The sequence below is a fragment of the Rhodococcus sp. 15-649-2-2 genome (assembly GCF_002258645.1).
Lineage (GTDB): Bacteria > Actinomycetota > Actinomycetes > Mycobacteriales > Mycobacteriaceae > Rhodococcoides.
On the sequence record NZ_NPFM01000006.1, the window covers coordinates 43,994 to 62,726 of the forward strand.

Annotated in this window: 28 protein-coding genes, 4 tRNA genes and 1 pseudogene; 25 read left to right on the top strand and 8 right to left on the bottom strand. The window is 63.3% G+C overall.

Annotated features, from left to right (window positions below):
• Nucleotides 1-8 precede the first annotated feature (8 nt).
• Nucleotides 9-926 carry a pseudouridine synthase gene (locus CH305_RS02945; protein ID WP_037154942.1) on the top strand — a complete coding sequence of 306 codons (918 nt, stop codon included), beginning with the start codon at nt 9-11 and terminating at the stop codon, nt 924-926.
• On the opposite strand, the gene CH305_RS02950 is transcribed toward CH305_RS02945, so the two are convergent.
• Nucleotides 853-1,971, bottom strand: coding sequence for a hypothetical protein (locus CH305_RS02950; RefSeq protein WP_256983495.1), 1,119 nt, complete (start codon nt 1,969-1,971; stop codon nt 853-855). The genes CH305_RS02945 and CH305_RS02950 overlap by 74 nt on opposite strands.
• Before the next feature lie 99 nt (nt 1,972-2,070).
• Between CH305_RS02950 and CH305_RS02955 the strand changes: the two genes are divergently transcribed.
• Both CH305_RS02955 and CH305_RS02960 read left to right on the top strand, forming a co-directional pair.
• Nucleotides 2,071-2,655: a helix-turn-helix domain-containing protein gene (locus tag CH305_RS02955; protein WP_032377437.1), complete on the top strand. Its 585-nt coding sequence runs from the start codon at nt 2,071-2,073 to the stop codon at nt 2,653-2,655.
• Between the two features lie 90 nt (nt 2,656-2,745).
• Nucleotides 2,746-3,045 carry an ANTAR domain-containing protein gene (locus CH305_RS02960; RefSeq protein WP_032404421.1) on the top strand — a complete coding sequence of 100 codons (300 nt, stop codon included), beginning with the start codon at nt 2,746-2,748 and terminating at the stop codon, nt 3,043-3,045.
• 14 nt (nt 3,046-3,059) lie between these two features.
• On the opposite strand, the gene CH305_RS29275 is transcribed toward CH305_RS02960, so the two are convergent.
• The 6 genes from CH305_RS29275 to CH305_RS02990 form a co-directional block, all read right to left on the bottom strand.
• Nucleotides 3,060-3,362 (bottom strand): hypothetical protein, encoded by a 303-nt coding sequence (locus tag CH305_RS29275; RefSeq protein ID WP_032377439.1) that lies wholly within the window; start codon nt 3,360-3,362, stop codon nt 3,060-3,062.
• Between the two features lie 84 nt (nt 3,363-3,446).
• A complete protein-coding gene (locus CH305_RS02970) occupies nt 3,447-4,016 on the bottom strand; it encodes a DUF6584 family protein (protein WP_094702566.1) in 570 nt (189 codons plus the stop codon).
• A gap of 117 nt (nt 4,017-4,133) precedes the next feature.
• A tRNA-Phe gene (locus CH305_RS02975) sits at nt 4,134-4,210 on the bottom strand.
• 56 nt (nt 4,211-4,266) lie between these two features.
• Nucleotides 4,267-4,340, bottom strand: a tRNA-Asp gene (locus CH305_RS02980).
• 124 nt (nt 4,341-4,464) lie between these two features.
• A tRNA-Glu gene (locus CH305_RS02985) sits at nt 4,465-4,537 on the bottom strand.
• 79 nt (nt 4,538-4,616) lie between these two features.
• Nucleotides 4,617-5,285 carry a TetR/AcrR family transcriptional regulator gene (locus CH305_RS02990; RefSeq protein WP_032377441.1) on the bottom strand — a complete coding sequence of 223 codons (669 nt, stop codon included), beginning with the start codon at nt 5,283-5,285 and terminating at the stop codon, nt 4,617-4,619.
• Between the two features lie 701 nt (nt 5,286-5,986).
• Here CH305_RS02990 and CH305_RS02995 point away from each other — a divergent pair.
• Complete coding sequence (locus tag CH305_RS02995) at nt 5,987-7,210, top strand: lipase family protein (RefSeq protein WP_256983496.1); 1,224 nt, start codon at nt 5,987-5,989, stop codon at nt 7,208-7,210.
• Nucleotides 7,211-7,277: 67 nt separating this feature from the next.
• Nucleotides 7,278-7,353 (top strand) — tRNA-Lys (locus tag CH305_RS03000).
• Nucleotides 7,354-7,394: 41 nt separating this feature from the next.
• Here the strand turns inward: CH305_RS03000 and CH305_RS03005 are convergent.
• A pseudogene (locus CH305_RS03005) lies at nt 7,395-7,610 on the bottom strand (helix-turn-helix transcriptional regulator); the annotation flags it as partial.
• A 95-nt stretch (nt 7,611-7,705) separates the two neighbouring features.
• On the opposite strand from CH305_RS03005, the gene CH305_RS29725 reads away from it, so the two are divergent.
• From CH305_RS29725 to CH305_RS03115, 20 genes are all read left to right on the top strand, one after another.
• Nucleotides 7,706-7,891 carry a helix-turn-helix domain-containing protein gene (locus CH305_RS29725; protein ID WP_179278161.1) on the top strand — a complete coding sequence of 62 codons (186 nt, stop codon included), beginning with the start codon at nt 7,706-7,708 and terminating at the stop codon, nt 7,889-7,891.
• A complete protein-coding gene (locus CH305_RS03015) occupies nt 7,888-8,073 on the top strand; it encodes a hypothetical protein (protein ID WP_094702572.1) in 186 nt (61 codons plus the stop codon). Before CH305_RS29725 ends, CH305_RS03015 begins: the two co-directional genes overlap by 4 nt.
• Nucleotides 8,070-8,381, top strand: a complete 312-nt coding sequence (locus CH305_RS03020; RefSeq protein WP_094702574.1) for a hypothetical protein — start codon at nt 8,070-8,072, stop codon at nt 8,379-8,381. The genes CH305_RS03015 and CH305_RS03020 overlap by 4 nt, the downstream gene beginning before the upstream one ends.
• A gap of 26 nt (nt 8,382-8,407) precedes the next feature.
• Nucleotides 8,408-8,575: a hypothetical protein gene (locus CH305_RS28895; RefSeq protein ID WP_179278162.1), complete on the top strand. Its 168-nt coding sequence runs from the start codon at nt 8,408-8,410 to the stop codon at nt 8,573-8,575.
• A complete protein-coding gene (locus CH305_RS03030; protein ID WP_094702578.1) occupies nt 8,572-8,769 on the top strand; it encodes a hypothetical protein in 198 nt (65 codons plus the stop codon). The genes CH305_RS28895 and CH305_RS03030 overlap by 4 nt, the downstream gene beginning before the upstream one ends.
• Before the next feature lie 706 nt (nt 8,770-9,475).
• Nucleotides 9,476-9,808 (top strand): hypothetical protein, encoded by a 333-nt coding sequence (locus CH305_RS03040; protein WP_143545228.1) that lies wholly within the window; start codon nt 9,476-9,478, stop codon nt 9,806-9,808.
• An 11-nt stretch (nt 9,809-9,819) separates the two neighbouring features.
• The gene (locus CH305_RS03045; protein WP_143545229.1) at nt 9,820-10,263 is read left to right on the top strand and encodes a hypothetical protein; all 444 of its coding nucleotides are present in this window, start codon (nt 9,820-9,822) and stop codon (nt 10,261-10,263) included.
• Nucleotides 10,263-10,451 carry a hypothetical protein gene (locus CH305_RS03050; RefSeq protein WP_094702586.1) on the top strand — a complete coding sequence of 63 codons (189 nt, stop codon included), beginning with the start codon at nt 10,263-10,265 and terminating at the stop codon, nt 10,449-10,451. Before CH305_RS03045 ends, CH305_RS03050 begins: the two co-directional genes overlap by 1 nt.
• Nucleotides 10,448-10,705 (top strand): WhiB family transcriptional regulator, encoded by a 258-nt coding sequence (locus tag CH305_RS29730; protein WP_094702588.1) that lies wholly within the window; start codon nt 10,448-10,450, stop codon nt 10,703-10,705. Before CH305_RS03050 ends, CH305_RS29730 begins: the two co-directional genes overlap by 4 nt.
• Nucleotides 10,692-10,952: an HNH endonuclease gene (locus CH305_RS03060; protein ID WP_094702590.1), complete on the top strand. Its 261-nt coding sequence runs from the start codon at nt 10,692-10,694 to the stop codon at nt 10,950-10,952. Before CH305_RS29730 ends, CH305_RS03060 begins: the two co-directional genes overlap by 14 nt.
• A gap of 748 nt (nt 10,953-11,700) precedes the next feature.
• Nucleotides 11,701-11,967 carry a hypothetical protein gene (locus tag CH305_RS03075; protein ID WP_143545230.1) on the top strand — a complete coding sequence of 89 codons (267 nt, stop codon included), beginning with the start codon at nt 11,701-11,703 and terminating at the stop codon, nt 11,965-11,967.
• On the top strand, nt 11,967-13,517 hold the full coding sequence (locus tag CH305_RS03080; protein WP_094702596.1) for a terminase large subunit domain-containing protein: 1,551 nt from the start codon (nt 11,967-11,969) through the stop codon (nt 13,515-13,517). Before CH305_RS03075 ends, CH305_RS03080 begins: the two co-directional genes overlap by 1 nt.
• 33 nt (nt 13,518-13,550) lie before the next feature.
• Nucleotides 13,551-14,759 (top strand): phage portal protein, encoded by a 1,209-nt coding sequence (locus tag CH305_RS03085; protein WP_094702598.1) that lies wholly within the window; start codon nt 13,551-13,553, stop codon nt 14,757-14,759.
• A complete protein-coding gene (locus tag CH305_RS28900) occupies nt 14,756-15,154 on the top strand; it encodes a hypothetical protein (RefSeq protein ID WP_052049639.1) in 399 nt (132 codons plus the stop codon). The genes CH305_RS03085 and CH305_RS28900 overlap by 4 nt, the downstream gene beginning before the upstream one ends.
• A complete protein-coding gene (locus tag CH305_RS03090; protein WP_179278163.1) occupies nt 15,151-16,839 on the top strand; it encodes an HK97 family phage prohead protease in 1,689 nt (562 codons plus the stop codon). The genes CH305_RS28900 and CH305_RS03090 overlap by 4 nt, the downstream gene beginning before the upstream one ends.
• Before the next feature lie 2 nt (nt 16,840-16,841).
• Nucleotides 16,842-17,180 (top strand): hypothetical protein, encoded by a 339-nt coding sequence (locus CH305_RS03095; protein ID WP_094702602.1) that lies wholly within the window; start codon nt 16,842-16,844, stop codon nt 17,178-17,180.
• Entirely contained in the window at nt 17,180-17,572 is a 393-nt protein-coding gene (locus CH305_RS03100) for a hypothetical protein (RefSeq protein WP_094702604.1), read from the top strand. The genes CH305_RS03095 and CH305_RS03100 overlap by 1 nt, the downstream gene beginning before the upstream one ends.
• 5 nt (nt 17,573-17,577) lie before the next feature.
• Complete coding sequence (locus tag CH305_RS03105; RefSeq protein ID WP_143545231.1) at nt 17,578-17,997, top strand: hypothetical protein; 420 nt, start codon at nt 17,578-17,580, stop codon at nt 17,995-17,997.
• Between the two features lie 12 nt (nt 17,998-18,009).
• Nucleotides 18,010-18,402: a hypothetical protein gene (locus tag CH305_RS03110; RefSeq protein WP_179278164.1), complete on the top strand. Its 393-nt coding sequence runs from the start codon at nt 18,010-18,012 to the stop codon at nt 18,400-18,402.
• Nucleotides 18,399-18,683 (top strand): hypothetical protein, encoded by a 285-nt coding sequence (locus CH305_RS03115; protein ID WP_094702610.1) that lies wholly within the window; start codon nt 18,399-18,401, stop codon nt 18,681-18,683. Before CH305_RS03110 ends, CH305_RS03115 begins: the two co-directional genes overlap by 4 nt.
• The last annotated feature ends 50 nt before the right edge of the window (nt 18,684-18,733 follow it).

An 18,733-nucleotide genomic window follows, 5' to 3' on the forward strand; every position in this document is an offset into this window, starting at 1 on the left:
TCGTGACCATGCCCGCCGCTCCCCTGCCGTTGCGCGACGGCCTCGACCCCACTCGGGTCCGGATGCCCGAGATCGCAACCGGGGCCACCGTGCTGGAGTACCTGTGTGCACGGTTTCCGCAGGACGCGGCGAGGCTGACCGAGAAGGTGGCGGGCGGCGAAATCGTCGACGCGGCAGGCATACCCATCGATTCGGCGACGGTCGCGAGGCCACGTGCGGACATCTACCTCTACCGCGACCCGCCGGTGGAGCCGACGGTTCCGTTCTCCCTCGACGTCCTCCATCGCGACGAGAATCTACTGGTGGTCGACAAGCCGCATTTTCTGGCCACCACTCCGCGCGGCGCATACGTCGCTCGCTCGGCCCTCGTTCTGCTCCGACGCCGATTCGACCTGCCCGAGCTGAGCCCGGCGCACCGTCTGGACAGGCTCACCGCGGGGGTTCTGGTGTTCACCGTGCGGCAGCAGGCTCGCCGGCCGTACCAGGAGCTGTTCGCTCAACGCACCATCACCAAGCAGTACGAGGCGATCGCCCCACTCGCTCACGAACTCCGGTTCCCGTTGACGGTGCGCAGTCGAATCGTCAAGGAGCGCGGCGTTCTTCAGGCCGTGGAGGTACCGGGCGAACCCAATGCCGAGACACTCGTGGACCTGATCGACACCGTCGGGTCCTATGGCCTGTATCGACTGCACCCCCGTACCGGGAAGACGCATCAACTTCGGGTTCATCTGTGCTCGTTGGGTATTCCGATCGTCGGCGACAACTTCTATCCCTCGTTCCGTGAGGTCGCCGGCGACGACTACTCCGATCCGCTCCGGCTGCTGGCCCGTTCGATCGAATTCGTCGATCCCCTCACTGGTCTGATCCGACGGTTCGAGAGCAATCGGAGTCTCGATCCTCCTGCAGCACAACCGAGTTCTCCATGATCTCGGTGGTGCGCACCGTGATGCGATGCGAGATGACCGCGAGCGCGAACAGTCCGATCGCCACGTTCCCCAGCGCGGTGAAACCCTCCTGAGCAAAATCCACCAACGCGTTGAGCAAGGTGAAGATCAACGCCGACACGCGGAGGGTGCGCAGCGGCCAGAGCTGACCGTCCTTCCGCAACCGCAGCATCGCCGGGAGCGCCGAGGCGAACGTGATGCACGCACTGACGAACAGGATCCCGCTGGCGATGCCCATTCCGTCGACGTCGATCGTCAGGTCTCGGCGATCGATGTGCAGGTCTCCGAGAACGAGTTCGACGATCCCGAACACGACGCCTGCACCGGAGATCAGAACCAGCCCCCAGCCGACGACGGGAACCCACCGGGCACTGGTGAAGAACGCCGGGATCAGCCGGGGAACGAACTGACGCAAGGAATGGGTGCGTGACGTCGACCGACCACAGGTGCCGAGCACCATCCTGATGCCGGCCACGGTGTCCGGATCGGCTCCCTCCGCCTCGGCCCGCACGAGCATCCGCAGCGCCCAGTCGCGGCGGTGATCGGGGAGTCCGTGCCCGACGCCATCGGCGGCGATCGCTGCCGCGTTGGCCAGCGACTCGCCCCGGGAGGGCCGACGGAACTCGCGGACGATCCTGCTGAACACCAACAGCAGGACCACCAGGACGTACATGATTTCCGAGGACGGGCCGTAGAAGTAGTCGTTGTCCTTGGTGACGAACTTGCCCACCTCGTCGAGAAACAACCCGAACCCGACACCGCCGAGCAGCACGGTGAACACTCGAACGCCGAACCCGATGAACATCCAGCCGACCAGCAGAGCCAACATCATCGCCGCGCCGCCGTACAGGGCATGCGCGATGTGCAGCGACTTGCCACCGACCTGGGGGTAATGGGTCGCCTCCAGGTACGCCCTGGTGATCAGAATGGTCGCAATGGCCACGACCATGAAGGCCTCGGACGCGGGGCTACCGTAGGCGTCACGAATCACGCCCCTACGTCGTACGCGCCCAGCACGAGCGGTCATGAAGCGAGTATGTGCCGTCCGCCGCCGTCCACGGGCAGTTTTCGACGGTCCACCCCTGTAAGACTTGACAAATTCGTTTGCTGAAACTGCAATACAGGGATGAAGGAAGCAGCGGCAAGCCTCGACGAGGTCATCGCGGGCCTCGGTCCCCGCCTCAAACGCATCAGGATGGAGAAGAACACCACCCTGGCGTCACTGTCCGAGACCACGGGAATCTCGATCAGCACGCTCTCACGTCTCGAATCCGGCGACCGCAAACCGAGCCTGGAACTCCTGTGGCCGATAGCCCGGGCCCATCAGATGGCGCTCGACGATCTGGTGACTGCGCCGCCTGTCGCCGACCCTCGGGTGCGTACGACGGCCACCGTTCGCGAACACGTGACAATTCTTCCCCTGACTCTGCGCCCGGGCGGACTGCAGGCCTACAAACTTCTGGTCCGACCCGAGGACTCCGAGCCTCGCCCCAGAACGCACGAGGGGTACGAGTGGCTCTACGTGCTCGACGGCACCCTGCGGCTGATTCTCGGCGAGCACGATCTGACGATGAAACCCGGTGAGGCAGCAGAATTCGACACCCGGGTACCGCACTGGTTCGGTGCCGTCGGGAACCGGCCGGTGGAGCTGCTGAGCCTGTTCGGACCCCAGGGCGAGCGGATGCACGTGCGGGCGAAACCGACGGTATGAAATGTCATGTCGGTGTGAGACAGTGAAGCCCGCTCGACGCCAGGATCCGCTTCGGTCATCCGCACCGACCACACCATCTCGAGGAAAAAGATGACCGACAGACTTCCCGAATCGCCTGCATCTCGCACCCACGTGGACATCGCAACCGGAGTGCTCATCGGGATCCACGGTGGATCCGTTGCCGACGCCATCGACGAGCTGTTCACGACCGCGAGAAATCACCGGGTCAGTCTGTTCGAGCTCTCCCGCACGCTCATCACCGTCGCCGAGGGCCGCGATATCGAGCGATCCTCGACCACCGATGCTGTGTACGCGGTGTGGGGCTCGGCCCTCGGCCGACGCGGTGCCGAGGCTACGTTCGGCTCGGTCACCGATTCTGCGGCGGTCTGACCCACGCAGACCGGTTAACCGCGCACAGCCGGGTCGGTGCGCAGTTCCGGAAACCGGGCCGTCATCGCATCGATATGGCGATACATCTCGTAGAGCTCGGCCCGGAGCGTCGACGCCTCGGACTCGAACGCTCGGGCTCGGGATTCTGCGCGGTCCGCGCGAGCTCGAAATGCCTTGGACTGTGCGCTTTCGATGGACGCCGAGCACGTCTGAATGTGTTCGGCCAATCCTCGGGCGAAGACCCTCGCCTGTTCGAGGTTGACGGCATAGTTGTCGTCTCGCGGAGCCGGTGACGGCGCGCCGTTCGCTGTGCCCATGAAAACTCGTCACCCTCGATCGTCGGCCGGAATTTCTTTCGCGACTCTACGCCCGGCGTCGGATACTTCGTCCGTGAACCGGCATCAGCCGAAGACGAGCGCCAGGACCACCGATGCCGAGGTGGCAGCAATGGCGATGACGATGGTCGCCGCGATCGCGCGCTGCCGCACCGTTCGGTAACTCGACCCTGCGCGGTCGTACTCCGCGTCGTCCTGATCGCCGTCCGATCCGTAGAAGTCGTCGGAGTTCAGCCCGTCTTCGTCGAAGTAGACGACGTCACGCGGCGGCACCCAGCGCTGACCGTTGGCTTCGACAGCGGCCTCGAGTCGTTCGAGGCGGACCCGAGCCCGGCCCGGATACCAGTCCGAGGGCGCGTGGATGGGAAGGGCCTCGGCCAGGGCCAACGGTGACCGGTACTGCCTCTGCAGTGCGGCGAATGCAGCCGACGCCGTTGGATCGTCGTCGGATTTGTCGGTGAGGAACCATGCTGCGCCTGCGGCCGCGCGGTCGCCGAGCACAAGATGGGTGTACGCGAGCAGTTCTAGAATGCCCGGCGAGGCCGGGTTCCGATGCAGGGCGCGAACGAGCCGATCCCGAGCACCGATGGTGTCTCCACGCGCCAGATCCTCTTGCGCTCGATCGATCACGTCCACGCGTCGACCATATCGCTCGACGAGTGCTGTCGTCTCGGCACGGAGGCGTCGTGACCACGAAAAAGCCCCTCCCCGATGACGGAAGGGGCTTTCATCGTGCATGTCGATCCAAAACCGTGGTGGCCAGGGCCGGGATCGAACCGGCGACCTTCCGCTTTTCAGGCGGACGCTCGTACCAACTGAGCTACCTGGCCGGGCGGCACCGGTAAAACAATGCCATCGCAATGTCGGTGGTTTCGCACCGAAGTTGCGACCCTGACGGGACTCGAACCCGCGACCTCCGCCGTGACAGGGCGGCGCGCTAACCAACTGCGCCACAGGGCCTTGCTGTTGTTGCCGCGCTATTTCTAGCGCAGTAACTCTCCGAACTGCAAATCCGCACCTCGTGAAGAGCGAGACGAAGACTGCTGTACTGCCGACCGGGTTGTCAAACCGATCTCTTCCTACGTACCCCCTACGGGATTCGAACCCGCGCTACCGCCTTGAAAGGGCGGCGTCCTAGGCCGCTAGACGAAGGGGGCCCGCCGAACTGCTTCGACGTTACCCTCAACGGCGTTCCGTTGGGAGCTGGGATAGCTTAGGACACTTTCGCTGTAAATCTCAAACCGGCAGGTCAGAGGTGGTTTTCGCGCAGTTTTCGCCGTAGTGCTCCCACCCGTGCAGTTTGAATTCCGCGAGCCAACGCTCGGACGCCATGGCCAGGAGAACGACCTCGACGGACTCCTCGAACCGCTCGCGCAGATCCGCGTTGTCGGCCACCAGATCGGACATGTAGCGCTGGCCTGCCATCGACGCAGCGAGCACGCGGACGAACTTGGCCGCGTCGAACTCCGGCTTGAGGTCCCCCATCGCCAGAGCACGCTCGGCCTGCTTGTGACCTTGCGCTCCCCATACTCGACCGCCGCCGGAATGCACCTCGGCGTAGAACTCGGGCTCGACTATCAGCCGGAATTCGGCACGCACGATCACGTCGTTCTGGAAGTTCTGCGCTATGTCGTCCACGATGCCCCGGATGACATAGAAGGGGTGTGCGGTGGTGTCGGCCCACTTCTCCGTTATCGCCACATACCGATCCAACCCGGCCGCGAGCACCGCTCTGGCCAGATCCTCCTTGGATTGGAAATGGAAATACATCGCACCCTTGGTGGCGTTCGAGCCTTCCAAGATGGTGTTGACGGATGCTGCTGCGTATCCACGCTTGGCGAATTCCGCCGCCGCCGCCTCTACGATGGCCGCCCGGGTCCGCCGTGCGCGCTCCTGTTGTGCCATTTACTTCGTGCCTCCGAGCCCAAGCGCCCTGCGTATCCACAGGTAGTACAGATAGAGAGTACTTCACCCGAACGACACACGAGTCGACTCACCAGCGGTTCGGTTCGACGGGCACCGCCGACAGAAAATTTGATTAGGCAACCAAAACAAGCCTGATGGTATGGTCTGCGCGGCTCGAGTGCGCTGCAGGGGGTGCGCACTCGAGCCGCTTCACTACCGGGGTACCACCCATCGACAACCACCTGTCCTCATCACACCTCCACCGCGCCGCACCTCTACCGCGACCACCCGTGCCGTCACCGGATCCGAGGCCGAAAGCGCGCGCATCGCCCGATCGACACCTAGAGAACGAAACCGTCGACGCGTTGCCCGACAGTCTCGGGCACCTGCCTCGCTTTCAGTTGAAAGCCGAATTATATTTGCCCATAACAAGTCTCGAGATCAATTGGTTCGCCAATCTCGTTAGCGTGTCAAATCTATTGCACACCAGCGCCTTACGCACACAAGTTTGCCGACTACGGTCAAATGTCAAGTTGGATAATCGATATCGAAGAGACCAGCAGATAACGTTTTCGACACTTTCGCCATATCGCACATCCCTCGCGATCGCATCGGCTTACTGTGAGCTGCATCACACATCCGGCTCTGCCTATCGGAAACGAGTGCACGCCATGAGGGGATCGGTCCGAATATTTCGTTCCATGACAACACTTTTCGCCGTCTCGCTTCTGCTGATCCCGACAACCAGCACGGCGATCGCAGACCCCTTCGGCAACTTCGTGGCCCCCGTTCCCGACTCTGCCCTCTACTTGCCCACCCCGCTCGGCGAGCCCTGGTTCGATCCGCCCGCCGGCTACGAACAGCAACCACCCGGGTCCGTCCTGGCAACCCGACCCGTCACCGTCGGGCCGCTGTTCACCCCCGTCAGGTCGACGCAAATCCTGTTCCGCACCAACGATTCCAAGGATCGGCCGGTCACGGGTGTCACCACGATCATCGTGCCCTCGGCACCGTGGACGGGACCAGGTAGCCGGCCGGTAGTGGCGTACAACATGGCCATCGACTCACTCGGAAACACCTGCGCTCCGTCGTGGACCCTCCCTCGCGGAATCGCGCCGGAGATCGTTCCGGTGCAGTCGTTCCTGGCGAAGAACTACGCCGTCGTCGTCACCGATCATCAGGGGCCGCGGCAAGGATATGCGGCGGGACCGATGGCGGGCCACGCCATCCTGGACGCCCTCCGCGCGATGGTGAAACTGCCCGAGCTGGGCTTGCCCGCAGAGTCTCCGATCGCCGCGACGGGATATTCCGGGGGTGCCATCGCCTCCGGATGGGCCGCGCAGCTGGCTCCCACCTACGCCCCGGACGTGAATCTCGTCGGCGTGGCGTTCGGCGGTGCACCCACCGATTACCGCATTCTGTTGCACTCGCTCAACGGAACGGTGGGGTCGACACTGTTCCTGTCGGCCACGCTCGGAGTCGCCCGAGAGTATCCCGAGATGTTCTCGTTGATGAACGCCAACGGTCTGCGCCTGGCCACCATCGCCAAGGACATGTGCATCTATCTCACCGCCCCGGGAGGCCTGGTGGCTCCCATTCCAGCACAAGCTCTTTCGGACATTCCGGACGTGGATCGGACGCCGATCGCCGAGCAGATCATCGCGTCGACACGCATGGGTGGAGACAGGACACCGACCGTCCCCGTCTTCATCTATCACGGGCAGCAAGAGTTCTGGATACCCGCGAAAGGGGCCGAGAACCTGTACGACGAGTGGTGCGCCAACGGCGCGAGCGTCCGATTGGAGGAATACGTCGGCGAGCATCTCGTCGTCGCGGTGACCGGAATACCCGGTGCGTTCGCCTGGATCGACGACCGTCTGGCCGGCATTCCTGCGCCGAGCGGGTGCAGCAGCTTCGGACGCTGACCCATCGGTAGCAGTGTCGGGGGTACATGCCGTCGGCGCTGCGCGGCCCGTTACACTTTCGAGCCGCGCCCCTATAGCTCAGTTGGTAGAGCTACGGACTTTTAATCCGCAGGTCGTAGGTTCGAGTCCTACTGGGGGCACCAGCACCGTCCGGATCGGACGGTTGGTCACTGCCGTACATCAGCCATTGCTGATCTACGCCCGTGGCCAGAGCCCATGCGAGCAGTACTGGCCGTCGTGGCTCACGTACGCCGTTTTCGTAGCCTGTGATGGATCGCCGGCCCAAGTCGATGGCCTCGGCCAGCTCCGTTTGGCTCAGCCCTGCGTGCGTACGCGCCTTCACCAGTCGGTCCGCGAGATTCCAAGTCGGGACCACCCCACTGATAACTGCTCTAGTCATGTGCGCAACCTTACGCGCTAGGTACGACAAGTGGCAATGCGACACGTTGCGCACCGTTCTTGCGCTGATTGCTCAAATGCGCAATGCTGTGCGGCATGCCAACTGATGCCTATCTGAGCACCGCAGAAGTGGCGACCCGTCTTGGGAAGTCGGTCGCAACTGTGAATCGCTACGTCCAGCGGGGTGTACTCGCTCCGGTTGTGCAGGGACCAGGCGAGCGAGGTGCTCGTTTATACGACCCTGCTGACGTCGCCGCTCTGATGCCGGCGGTGTCGCGATGACCGATCACCTGATGGCCGGCCGGTACGTGACGCCGACTGCCCGCCCGCAGTGGCCCACCGGCGCGCAGTTGCGCGAGTTGGCCCGTAAGGCGTTCCTGTGGTGGTTGCTGCCGTCGTGTGGCTTCGCGTGCATCCTGCTCGCTCTGTTGGCTGGCTACGTCCTGGCGGGCGGTCAGGGATGAGTGAGATCGTGCCGGCCGAGGACATCGAGAAGATCGTCGGCGCTCCCCGTGCCCGCAATCTGCACTTTGGTCGTGCCGTATCGGAAGACCAGCGCGTCTACATTCTGCATTCGCACCAGTGCATCGAGAGCGGCCGCGATGTCCGTGAGTGCCCCTTCTCCGTGGCGATGGATAACGGCATCGACGTCGAGTATTGGTGGCTCGGCTGCGAGGACAGCGCCGTCGTGCTCGGTGTCCGTGGTCCGCATCTGGTGCCGATCCGCAAGGTGAGCGATCAGCGGCCCCTTCCCGGTGGCTGGCTGCTGTGATGGCGAACAGGTGGCCTGTCGTCTCGATGGCGGCAGTAGACGCGGCTCGTGGCCTGGGGTTGACACGAGCCGAAGCTGAGGGGCTGGCGAAGCTGGCTCTGTCAGTTGGTGAGACCGATGGCGCGTCGCCCGAGCAGAAGCTCAGGGCGACGCGCCGTTGGTCGTTCTGGACGACGATGGCCGGCGAACTGTGAGAAGCCACCCCGCAGATCCCGACGACCGGGCCGCGCTCCGCACGCTTGCACTGACGGCTCACGAATGCCAGGTGCTCGCTGCTGCCGCCTACAGGCGCGCCGAGTTGGCCTACGTGGAGTCGGACACGATCGAGCAGGCCCACCAGCTCGACCGTGCGCACTACTGGCAGACAGCGGCTGGAGACAAGCCATGAGCGAGCACGGCACGGTCTCGATGTACACCAATCGTGCTTGCCGCTGTGTCGAGTGCAAGGCGGCGAACGCTGCTGTCCAGGCTGCATTCCGCTCTGCACGGCGTGCGGAGCGCATCGACGTGGCCGGCGTGCTCGTTCATCCCACAGCGCGCCACGGCACCACCACTGCCTACAACGCGTACGGCTGCCGGTGCGCAGCATGCAAGACCAGTCATAACACTGCTCGTTGGGCAGTGGCTCGATGATCGACCACGGAGACCGTTTGCAGCGTGTCGTGTGCGACGTGTGCGAGCGCCCGTTCAACCCGAAGCGAATCATTCCCGTACCGCACGTGTGCCGTGACTGCCGCGATGCGATGAACAGGCTTGCGTATCCCTCTCAGTTGGACGGTGATGCCGCAGCGCCATAAATCCCCATAAACGGCTGTACGTCGCTATCTGGTGAGTCCGACGTTAACCGACCGCTCTAGTCATGTGGACCCTTACGAAGCTCGGCAGAACTAGCTGCTGGGACCTGCCCGCAACTGATCATTGCGACGTGGGTAATACCTGAAAGGCCTTGCGTCCCAGTGGACGTGAGGCTAGAGGCGTTGGCGCGGACAAACGGGGTTCGGAAATTTGGGAGGTGGCTTGGGAGGTCCCCAAGCAAGGCCCCCATTCCGTCTTCGGTTGGGTGACCCACTCGGAACCATAGGAAGGAGCAATAGGTGAGCACGATCGTTGTACGTCTCTACAGTTCGTCGCCCTCGATAGTGAAGGCAGTCGAATCCGTATGTGCGGAACATGACTTCGATTTCGAGCACAGCACCGGACCACGCCCCGAGACTGCATCGTTCGTTGTATCGACCGCTGCTCACAACCGAGACACCGTGCTGTTCGCCAACATGTACAACTCACCGATTCGTCGGTGCGAACCGATCACTCTGCCCGAGGCCGGCCTGTATCTGGCGGCGGCGGCTCGATACTCACGCGGCCTGACTCTCGTTGGGTCCGATCACATTCGGCACGCGGTGCCGGTACCTGAAGGGATGTTGTTCTGATGGACGCTGACATGTCCGCGCTGTTGCAGGCGGCGACGTATCAAGTGGCCGATCTCGTTGGCCCCGTCACTGTGCTGGAGGGTGCCGGCCAGCACCTGCTGTCTCGGCTGACCGAGACCGACCCTCATCGTTGGGCGGTGACGGCGGCGCTCGGTTCGATTGTGGCGGCGCGCAAGTCACTCGAGCAAGCGGCCGAGGCGCTGATGGATGTCCGCACGCACGCAGGTGCTGACATGCTCGCAGTCGAGGTCGACGGCGGCGCGCTCGTGAACGGCAACGAACAGTGCCCCTCGAGGTATGTCGTGCCGGGCGACACGGAGCACGATCAGCCCACCCGTTGTCGGCTCGATGCCGGCCACCCGGTCGATGGTGGCCTGCCCGGCAAGCTGAATATCCCGTGTTGGCATACCGACTGGGCAGTTGACTGGAGCGATTCAATGGCGGTGGGTAGCTGATGGCGGGCCAGTTGGTGCCGCTCGATGGCCTGCCGGGTCGGTTCGCGTCGGTGTCTTATGACGTGGAGCGGAAGATGATCGTGGTCCAGGTCGACGATGCCGAGGGCAACGTTATGGGTTCGATGTCGTGGGGCTACACCGAGCCGGAGATCATCGAAGAGCCGGCCGCTGTCGAGCCTGAGCAATGAGCCTGTGCCGAGGGCGTGCTGATGAGTACGAGTACGCGAATGTAGCTGGCGGGCAGTGGCGTACGAAGCGGGCGGCTGCTGAGCAGCTGTGTGCTGGATGCCCGTCCCTGTCTCGTTGCGCTCAGCGTGCGTTGCAGCATCACGCTCTCGGCATGGTGTGGGCCGGTGTTCCCATCCCCCCTGACCACGACAACAAGAACACTCACGAGGCGCGTCGCCTCCTGATCGAGGTGGCTCTGTATGGCAAGCGATAGGCGTCCTCCGATACCGGACGACATGGCCAAGGCGGTGCGTGCGCGTGACGGCTATGTGTGCCGTAAGTGCGGTAGCGATGACCGCTGCGAGATAGACCACGTCGTGCCCTGGCACATCGTGAAGGTGCACGAGCTGGACAACCTCCAGCTGCTCTGCCTGCCGTGCAACCGCAGCAAGGGCGGCAAGGTGGAGGCCGATGGCCGGCGCACGTGGTTCGATCCTGAGTTCTTCGGCGTAGGAGCGTGATTGATGAGAAAGTTCTGCTCTCACTGGACGTATAAGTGCACACGGTGCGGTGCTGAGTGCAGCGGCCCTGAGCCGGCGGTGGTGCTGTTCATGGAGCAACACCAAGAGATCTGCTGCGATCAGTGCACGCAGCTGGACGCTAAGACCGTGGAGTGGGGCCTGCCAGCGCTAGAGCCGTGGCAGCTGCTCGTCCTGCACCGTGCGCTTAAGCATGGTGTGCAGTGAGCTGTCCCCAACGCTGCTGTGCTGCTTGTCGTGTGCCACCTGTGCGCTTGGCTATGTCAGCCCAGCTGTACCCATCATCACGTACTGCTGTGACTGCCTGTGCTATCTGCCCATCCAGCTCTGAGCGCAGTGCTATCAGGTGTGGCAGTGCCTCTATGTCGGTGCCTGCCCTGCGCCCTGCTGCCCTCACGATGCGACGTACGAAGGCTATGTACTCGGCTGTGTCCATCGGTTGCTTCACGTGTCAAGGATGCATTGACGTAGTCGACAAGTCAATGCATTGCGGTGCATACTCATGCATGCATAATCATCCAGTGTCATGCATGGTGGGTGGTGGCAACCGGCTCCCCGTTTTTGTAACGGGGACGGTGGACACCGAGGGGCTTCCCGCTCTTACACCCCCGAGGGCTGCCAGAGGTCTAGTTCCACGGAGTGGGACGAAAACGATGCATGATTATGCATCGCGGTATGGATGGTGGATGCATGCTCGTAGGATTTTATGCATGGCCGGATGGAGGTCGTTGTGGGTTTCGTGACGAACGAGTCGTACGAGGGATCGATCGAGTCGTTCCTGTCTGTCAACGAGTGGGTGAGCGATTCGGAGGCACCGTATCTGGCGTCACTGTTCCACATTGCACGGCTCCTGGATCTGAAAGTGAGGGCGGGGCAGGCTCTTCCGGCCGGCCTCACGATGGAATTTCGGATGCTGTTCTCGGAGTTGCGCAAGTGTAAACCACCGCAGGAGCAGTCGGACGACGACGGCTTCGACGATGAGATCGACGCTATCTGATGGACGGCGCTCTGCCGACTATCGTTCTGCCCGAGGAGTATCGGGAGAACTGGACTGACGAAGTCCCTCCGTGGCTGCCTCGCATCTATACACAGCCGATCGAGTGCCCCGACTACGCCGAGGCCGACAAGCTGATCCGGCTCTCGGAGAAAGTGTTTCGGTTCGCAGCCGGCGACGAGCTGCGCCTGGACATGTGGCAGAAGTGGCTCATTCGGGAGATCCTGCAGAAGTATCCCGAGGACTATCACGACCAGGCGCTCGCCGGCCAGCTCGTCTACCAGCAGGTCGTCGTCTCGATGGGCCGGCAGAACGGCAAGACCGTGCTCGGTGCCGTCATGGCGCTGTACGGTCTGATCCTCATGGTGCCACGTGCGCCCGAGGTGATCTCGATCGCGGCCGTCGTGGACCAGGCGAAGAACCTCTACGCGAAGGTCCGTTACTGCGTAGACAACGTGCCGCTGCTCAAACGCCGGTTCAAGACCACCGACCGTAGCGGTATCAAGTCGCGGAACCTGCGAAGGCCGGCGACCTACGTCGTGAAAGCGGCCGGCGACGGCGATGGATTGCAGGGCTTCTCCGGCTGCCTGATGCTGCTCGATGAGCTACACCTGCTCAAGCCCGAGGCGTGGGACGCGCTCACTCTGGGCGCATCGGCACAGCCGAAGGCCCTCGTGGCCGGCTTCACCACCGCCGGCGACGACAACTCGGTGCTGCTCAAGCTGCTCTATCGCATCGGCCGCTCCGCCGCTGCGAAGGAGGAGGGCCACGATCCGAGGTTCGGATTCTTCCTGTGGGAGGCAGATCCGAACCTCGCACTCTACGATCCGCAGGCCCTCGTGCAGGCGAACCCGGCGATCGCATCCGGCCGGCTCAGCCTCGCAGACGAAGTGCGGCGCGGAAAGAACATGCTGGAGTCCTCGTTCCGGCGCTACCGTCGCAACGAGTTCGTGTCCGTCGAGAGCATCTGGATGCCGATGCCGGCATGGCTGGCCGGCTACTACGGACCCATCCCAGCGCCGGCCCGCAAGCAACCGCTCATCATCTCGTTCGCCCGCTCTCGGCGCACCTGGAACTACGTCTCGATCGTCGCATCCACCAAGTACGACGGCGTCGTGTACACCCAACTCATCGCGACGATCACGTTCGGCAACGACGAGCTGCTGCTGAAAAAGCTTGTGCAGCTGAGCCGTACGGTGCGCGTGGAGAAGTTCGTGACCGACGCCGAGACGATGAAGCCGACGATCCTGGCGCTCGACAAGACGCACCACCTGCCGGCCGAGTACATGACCCGAGGGAACATCGCGAACGCCACATCGGCGGTGCACTCGATGATCAAGGATGGCCGCGCGAAGCACGCCGGCCAGAAGGAACTCGCGACCCAGCTGACGAAGACCGTGACCGTCAACGCCGGCCAAGGTGTGCTGATCGACATGAACAAATCTCTGGGCGACATCGACGCGATGTATGCCACGGTCATGGGCGTTTTCATGGCCGAGCAGCAGCAGCCGTTCGTGTCGCAGCTGAGAATCTTTTCGAAAACCACCGCATGAGAATCACACGGATGGGATTAGCGTTCCCCAGCAATGAACGCAATCGGCAGGTTCTTCGGCTTCGGCACCGACGTGGAGACACGCAACGGGTCCGTCGGCTCGGCTGGCGGCAACTCGCCGCTACCGGCCGTAATCCCGCCTCCCCGAATGGATCTCGGCGTCACCTGGCAAGAAGCGCTCAAGGTCTCGGCGTTCTCCCGCTCGATGGACCAGACCAACACGATGATGTCTTCGATGCAGGCCACCGTCCGCGATGCCCGCAAGCAGTTGATCCCGTTCGACGACCGCGCGTTCCCGTCGATCGTGACGCAGCCGAACCTCGATATGGACTGGGAAGAGTTCGTACAGTCGACGGTCAACGACCTGTTCCTGCACGGCGAATACATCTGGAAGCGCGTCGGAGATCCACAGACGGTCAACCTGATTCCGATCTCGCCCCGGGAGATGACCATCGTTCGCGAGCGCCTACCTGATGGCACCTGGGGCCGAACGAAGTACGGGCACTTGGGTCGTGAGATACCCCGTGGCCGAATCGTCCACAAGAAGCACACCGCCGTCACCGGGGAGCCACGCGGCATCGGCCCACGCCAGCTCGCACAGACCGAGCTACGCGCCGCCCTCACACTGGCCGAGTTTCAACGCGAGTGGTTCGACTCCGCCGTAATCCCATCCGGCATTCTCACCACCGACCAGCACATGTCGAACGTCGAGCAGGACGAGATGCAGGAGCGGTGGAACGAGTTCCTGCGATCGCACCGCGGGCAGGCAGTCGTCATGGCAGCCGGTCTGAGCTACGAGGCGATCCACCTCAAGCCCGTCGATGCACAGATGCTCGAGGTGCAGGACGCCATCGACCGCAAGATCGTACGCATCTGCGGCACACCGGCTTTCGACCTTCTCGTTCCTGGCGGCACCGAATCTCGGACCTACCAGAACCTCGAACAGTCCACCCTGCAGTACCTCACCACCACCCTGGCGAAGTACATGAACGCAGTCGAGCGCGGTCTCACCGATGTCATTCCGCGCGGCAACAAGGTCGAGCTGGACGAGTCCGGCCTACTGCGCATGGACAGCAAGACACGCGCCGAGGTCGACACCGCCAACGTCACGAACGGCACCCGCACCATCAACGAGCTACGCGCCCGCGACGGCTACGCCCCGCTCCCCGATGGTGATAAGAAGCCGGCCCCGAAGGTGATCCCGTCCGAGCGCGTCGACCAGCCGAAGGAGATCGAGGCATGATCCACGTCGTCACCGGACCACCATGCGGCGGCAAGTCCACGTTCGTGGCAGCGAACGCGGCAGACGGCGACGCCATCGTGGACTTCGACCGGCTCGCAAAGGCATTCGGGTCCACGGCTCACCACGACGCACCCGGCCCGCTACGTCGCGTCGTGCAAGCCGCCCGGCACGCTGCCATCTCTCAGATACTCATGGGCCGCGTCGAGAACGCGTGGATCATCGACACCGATCCACGGCCGTCGATGCTGGCCGACTACCGCAGAGCCGGCGCTCAGTTCCACATCATCGATCCCGGCCTCGCCGTATGCCTCGAACGGGCCGTCAGCGACGAGCGACCCGAATGGACACCCGACCAGATACGACGCTGGTTCCGACTGAACAAGAGGATGCGATGAGCCACATAGAAACCCGCACCGCCGCAACGGATACCGAGATCGAGATCCGCAGCGCACCGGTCAACGTCGTGGACGAGATGACGCGCATCATCTCCGGTATCGCCGTCCCCTACGGCCAGACGACCGAGATCCGCACCAAGAACGGCAGCTACCTCGAATCGTTCGCCCTGGGGGTATTCGAGGACGACGTGCCGGCCTCCGTCCACGCCAACCACAGCTGGAAGACACGCGGCGATCTCCCGATCGGCAACGTCATCTCCGGCAAGAACCGGCCCGAGGGCTACTACGTCGAGTGCCGCATCGCCAACACCACACGCGGTGACGAAGTGCTCGAACTCGCCCGCGACGGCGTACTCAAATACTTCTCGGTGGGCTTCCGTCCCGGCACCCACGAGACGCGAGACGGCGTGCTCGTCCGCACCGCAGCGACACTCGGCGAAGTGTCCATCACAGAAATCCCCGCCTACAAAGGCGCGGTCATCGATAGCGTGAGAAACGCTGACACAGAACAGGAATCACGTATGGACCCCGAAGAGCTCGCACGCCTCATCGCCGCCGGCATCAAGGACGACCCCGAGGTCGTCCAGCTCCGCACCGACAACGCCGAGATGGTTCGTCGGATCGGAGTACTCGAAGATCCCGCTACCACCCAGACGCGCGGCCGGCGCGAGTTCAAGGTTCGCACCGGTGGCGAACTGCTCAAGGCCATGCTCGCCGGCGACATGGACGCCGTCACCGAGATCCGCACCGTCAACGACGAGCTGGAGTCGCTGCGCATCGAGACCCGCGCCTACGAGGGTCAGGTCATGGCAGACGGCGTCGTGCAGCCGGCGTGGCTGGAGAAGCAGCTACGGCTCACCAACCGCAGCCGGCCGATCTCCACCATGTTCTCCCGCGAATCGCTGCCACCGGACGGCAACAGCTTCGAGTACGCCAAGGTGATCTCCGAGAGCGGCGCGATCACCGTTCAGGCCGCAGAGGGCGACGATCTCGGCTACCTCGAGATCAAGCTCGGCACCGGGTCCGGCACCGTCCGCACGGTCGGCGGCTACACCAGCTTCAGCCGGCAGGCGATCGAGCGCTCGAAGGTGCCGATCCTCGACACCGGCCTGCGGTGGATGGGCATCCAGTATGCCGAGGCGTACGAGAACTACGTCCAGGCGTTCATGCTTGCACTGCCCAAGGGCGGCAACGAGGGCATCAACAACATCGTCGTGCAGGCGAAGCCGGCCACCGCCGCCGAGTGGATCTCCGTCGTCCTGGACGCCAAGCACTCGATCATCCAGAACGCGAAGGGACTGCGCGCCGACCTCATCGTGTGCAGCTTCGACGTGTACAAGGACATCGCACTGCTCGAAGACGCCACCGGCCGGCCGATCTTCAACGTCAACGGCGACGGCCAGAACACCTGGGGCAGCGCCAACGTCAGCCAGACCGACGACGTCGAGATCGGCTTCACGATGGCCGGCCTCCCCGGCGTCGTCGGAGACCGCCTGCCGGCCGGCACATTCCGCGTCACCTCGCGTGAAGCCATCACGTCGATGGAATCGGCCGGCGCGCCGTTCTCGCTCCAGGACGAGAACATCATCAACCTGACCAAGGACTTCTCGGTGTACGGCTACCAGGGCATCTACTCCGAGCAGCCGAAGGGCATGACGGCCATCACGTTCCCGGTCGAGCCGTAGTCGTGACAGCGCCCGAGCAGGACTCTTCGACGGTGGTCTACCCCACCGTCGAAGAGTTCCGCGAGTTCGTCAAAGCCGATGCGTCCGAGGACGACAAGCTGAAAGACGACCTCGACATCGCCATCGAGACGATCGACGAGTTCTGCGCGAAGCCGGTCAAACCCATCCCGCCGGCCACCCGCAAGCGGTGGTACCTGCTTGTGGCCGCTGAGATGTTCGACACCTCGAACGGACCGAGCACCAGCATCGACTCGTTCGGCAACGCGCGACAGACTCGATCGTCACGCGACCCGATGCACGTGATCATCCGTCAAGTCCGCAGATACGTGCCGGCGTTCTGATGGACATCACACAAGCGCAGACCGCCATCATCGACACCCTCACAGCTGCCGGCGTCAGCAAGGTCGTCGGTTGGGAAGTGAAAGACCCGGCCCCGCCCGTCGTCGTCGTCTGCCCCGCTCTCCCCTCGATCGAGACAGACGTTCCCGGCGTCACCCACGGCAAGCCCTTCATGACGAACTGGCTGATCCAGATCGTAGCCGGCAGGGGCAGCGCGACGGTGACACGAGATGCACTGAACGACATGACCGCCCGCGCACTGCTCGCCCTCCGGCCGTACATGACCGGTATCGAGGTGGAGACCCCGAAGTTCACCACGACCGAAGAGGGCAAGCCGCAGTATCTCGGCGCTGAAATCGCAGCGTCGATCGCTATCGACATGAAAGAAGAGTGACCGCAATGGCTCCGTTCAAAGGCACAAAGGGTAAGGATCTCTCGATCCTGATCGAGGGAACCGAGTACAACACCGACCTCAAGGGTTTTCGCTGCGAGCCCGACGACGGCGAGGACGCAGCGTTTGTCACGTTCGCTCGACTGAAGGAGGGCGACACCAAGACGTGGTTCCTGCGCGGCGTTGGTTTCCAGGACTTCCAGACGACCTCGTTCTGGACGTTCGCGTGGGAGCACGCCGGCGAAGAGGTCGAGTTCGTCGCCCGCCCGTACGGCAACCTGGTGCCCACCGAGGACCAGCCGCACTTCAAGGGCACCGCAACCATCGCATCCAAGCCGGGGTTCGGTGGCGACGCCGACGAAGAGTTCGAGTTCGAGGTCGAGTGGGAATGCGACGGTGTGCCCGAGAAGATCACGACCGCTGCGTAACTCATGGCCACCATGAAGATCCAGCTGTCGATCGAGGGTAAGAAACCTCTGCTCGAAAAGCTGACGGTCTTCTACAAGACGGTTCGACAGCTCAAGCCGGCGTTCGACCAGATCGCGGCGAGGACGTTCACCATCGCGAACGTCATCGCCCCGGTCTACTCCGGCCGGACGAAGAAGTCGATCCGCGCCAAAGGCTCGAACATGCGGGCCTACGCGAAAGCCGGCGGTGCTAGCAGGAAGTCGCACGGTGGCGGTATCTACGTCGCGATGAACCACGCCGGCACCCGCTGGGATCCGCAAGCGCCCTACCCCTTCATGTTCATCACCCTAGAACGAGTCACCCCCTTCGCCGTTATCCGCGTGAAACGCGAAGTCATCCAACGAAAGAGAGACGCAGGACTATGAGCAGCAACGGTTTCCAGGACAAACTGCAGGGACTCACCGGCCGCGCACTCAAGCGAGTACAAGGACTCACCGGGGCAGAAGTGTCCGAGAGCGACAACATTCAGCTCATCTTCGCCGTGGGTTATGTCTCCCGCCTGCACCCCGAGCAGATCAAGAACTGGTCGAAGGCTGAGCAGGCCGGTTGGGACGAGTATCTCGACAACACGAGCTATGCCGAGGCACGCGTGAATGCTGGTGTAGTAGAGGAAGATTCGGACCCAAAAGACGCTCCCGCAAACTAGCGAAGCGGGAGGCTCGCCGGCTGGCCGAGTTCTGCATGCTGACCGGCCAG

What these genes read in the sequence shown, in the direction of transcription:
- CH305_RS02995 (WP_256983496.1), top strand. Translation starts at nt 5,987, where the DNA reads ATGACAACACTTTTCGCCGTCTCGCTTCTGCTGATCCCGACAACCAGC.
- CH305_RS29725 (WP_179278161.1), top strand. Translation starts at nt 7,706, where the DNA reads ATGCCAACTGATGCCTATCTGAGCACCGCAGAAGTGGCGACCCGTCTT.
- CH305_RS03085 (WP_094702598.1), top strand. Translation starts at nt 13,551, where the DNA reads ATGAACGCAATCGGCAGGTTCTTCGGCTTCGGCACCGACGTGGAGACA.
- CH305_RS02950 (WP_256983495.1), bottom strand. Translation starts at nt 1,971, where the DNA reads ATGACCGCTCGTGCTGGGCGCGTACGACGTAGGGGCGTGATTCGTGAC.
- CH305_RS29730 (WP_094702588.1), top strand. Translation starts at nt 10,448, where the DNA reads ATGAGCCTGTGCCGAGGGCGTGCTGATGAGTACGAGTACGCGAATGTA.
- CH305_RS02990 (WP_032377441.1), bottom strand. Translation starts at nt 5,285, where the DNA reads ATGGCACAACAGGAGCGCGCACGGCGGACCCGGGCGGCCATCGTAGAG.
- CH305_RS03100 (WP_094702604.1), top strand. Translation starts at nt 17,180, where the DNA reads ATGGACATCACACAAGCGCAGACCGCCATCATCGACACCCTCACAGCT.
- CH305_RS03015 (WP_094702572.1), top strand. Translation starts at nt 7,888, where the DNA reads ATGACCGATCACCTGATGGCCGGCCGGTACGTGACGCCGACTGCCCGC.
- CH305_RS03090 (WP_179278163.1), top strand. Translation starts at nt 15,151, where the DNA reads ATGAGCCACATAGAAACCCGCACCGCCGCAACGGATACCGAGATCGAG.
- CH305_RS03080 (WP_094702596.1), top strand. Translation starts at nt 11,967, where the DNA reads ATGGACGGCGCTCTGCCGACTATCGTTCTGCCCGAGGAGTATCGGGAG.
- CH305_RS28900 (WP_052049639.1), top strand. Translation starts at nt 14,756, where the DNA reads ATGATCCACGTCGTCACCGGACCACCATGCGGCGGCAAGTCCACGTTC.
- CH305_RS03110 (WP_179278164.1), top strand. Translation starts at nt 18,010, where the DNA reads ATGAAGATCCAGCTGTCGATCGAGGGTAAGAAACCTCTGCTCGAAAAG.
- CH305_RS03050 (WP_094702586.1), top strand. Translation starts at nt 10,263, where the DNA reads ATGGCGGGCCAGTTGGTGCCGCTCGATGGCCTGCCGGGTCGGTTCGCG.
- CH305_RS03115 (WP_094702610.1), top strand. Translation starts at nt 18,399, where the DNA reads ATGAGCAGCAACGGTTTCCAGGACAAACTGCAGGGACTCACCGGCCGC.
- CH305_RS29275 (WP_032377439.1), bottom strand. Translation starts at nt 3,362, where the DNA reads ATGGGCACAGCGAACGGCGCGCCGTCACCGGCTCCGCGAGACGACAAC.
- CH305_RS02945 (WP_037154942.1), top strand. Translation starts at nt 9, where the DNA reads ATGCCCGCCGCTCCCCTGCCGTTGCGCGACGGCCTCGACCCCACTCGG.
- CH305_RS28895 (WP_179278162.1), top strand. Translation starts at nt 8,408, where the DNA reads ATGGCGGCAGTAGACGCGGCTCGTGGCCTGGGGTTGACACGAGCCGAA.
- CH305_RS02960 (WP_032404421.1), top strand. Translation starts at nt 2,746, where the DNA reads ATGACCGACAGACTTCCCGAATCGCCTGCATCTCGCACCCACGTGGAC.
- CH305_RS03105 (WP_143545231.1), top strand. Translation starts at nt 17,578, where the DNA reads ATGGCTCCGTTCAAAGGCACAAAGGGTAAGGATCTCTCGATCCTGATC.
- CH305_RS03020 (WP_094702574.1), top strand. Translation starts at nt 8,070, where the DNA reads ATGAGTGAGATCGTGCCGGCCGAGGACATCGAGAAGATCGTCGGCGCT.
- CH305_RS03045 (WP_143545229.1), top strand. Translation starts at nt 9,820, where the DNA reads ATGTCCGCGCTGTTGCAGGCGGCGACGTATCAAGTGGCCGATCTCGTT.
- CH305_RS02955 (WP_032377437.1), top strand. Translation starts at nt 2,071, where the DNA reads ATGAAGGAAGCAGCGGCAAGCCTCGACGAGGTCATCGCGGGCCTCGGT.
- CH305_RS03060 (WP_094702590.1), top strand. Translation starts at nt 10,692, where the DNA reads ATGGCAAGCGATAGGCGTCCTCCGATACCGGACGACATGGCCAAGGCG.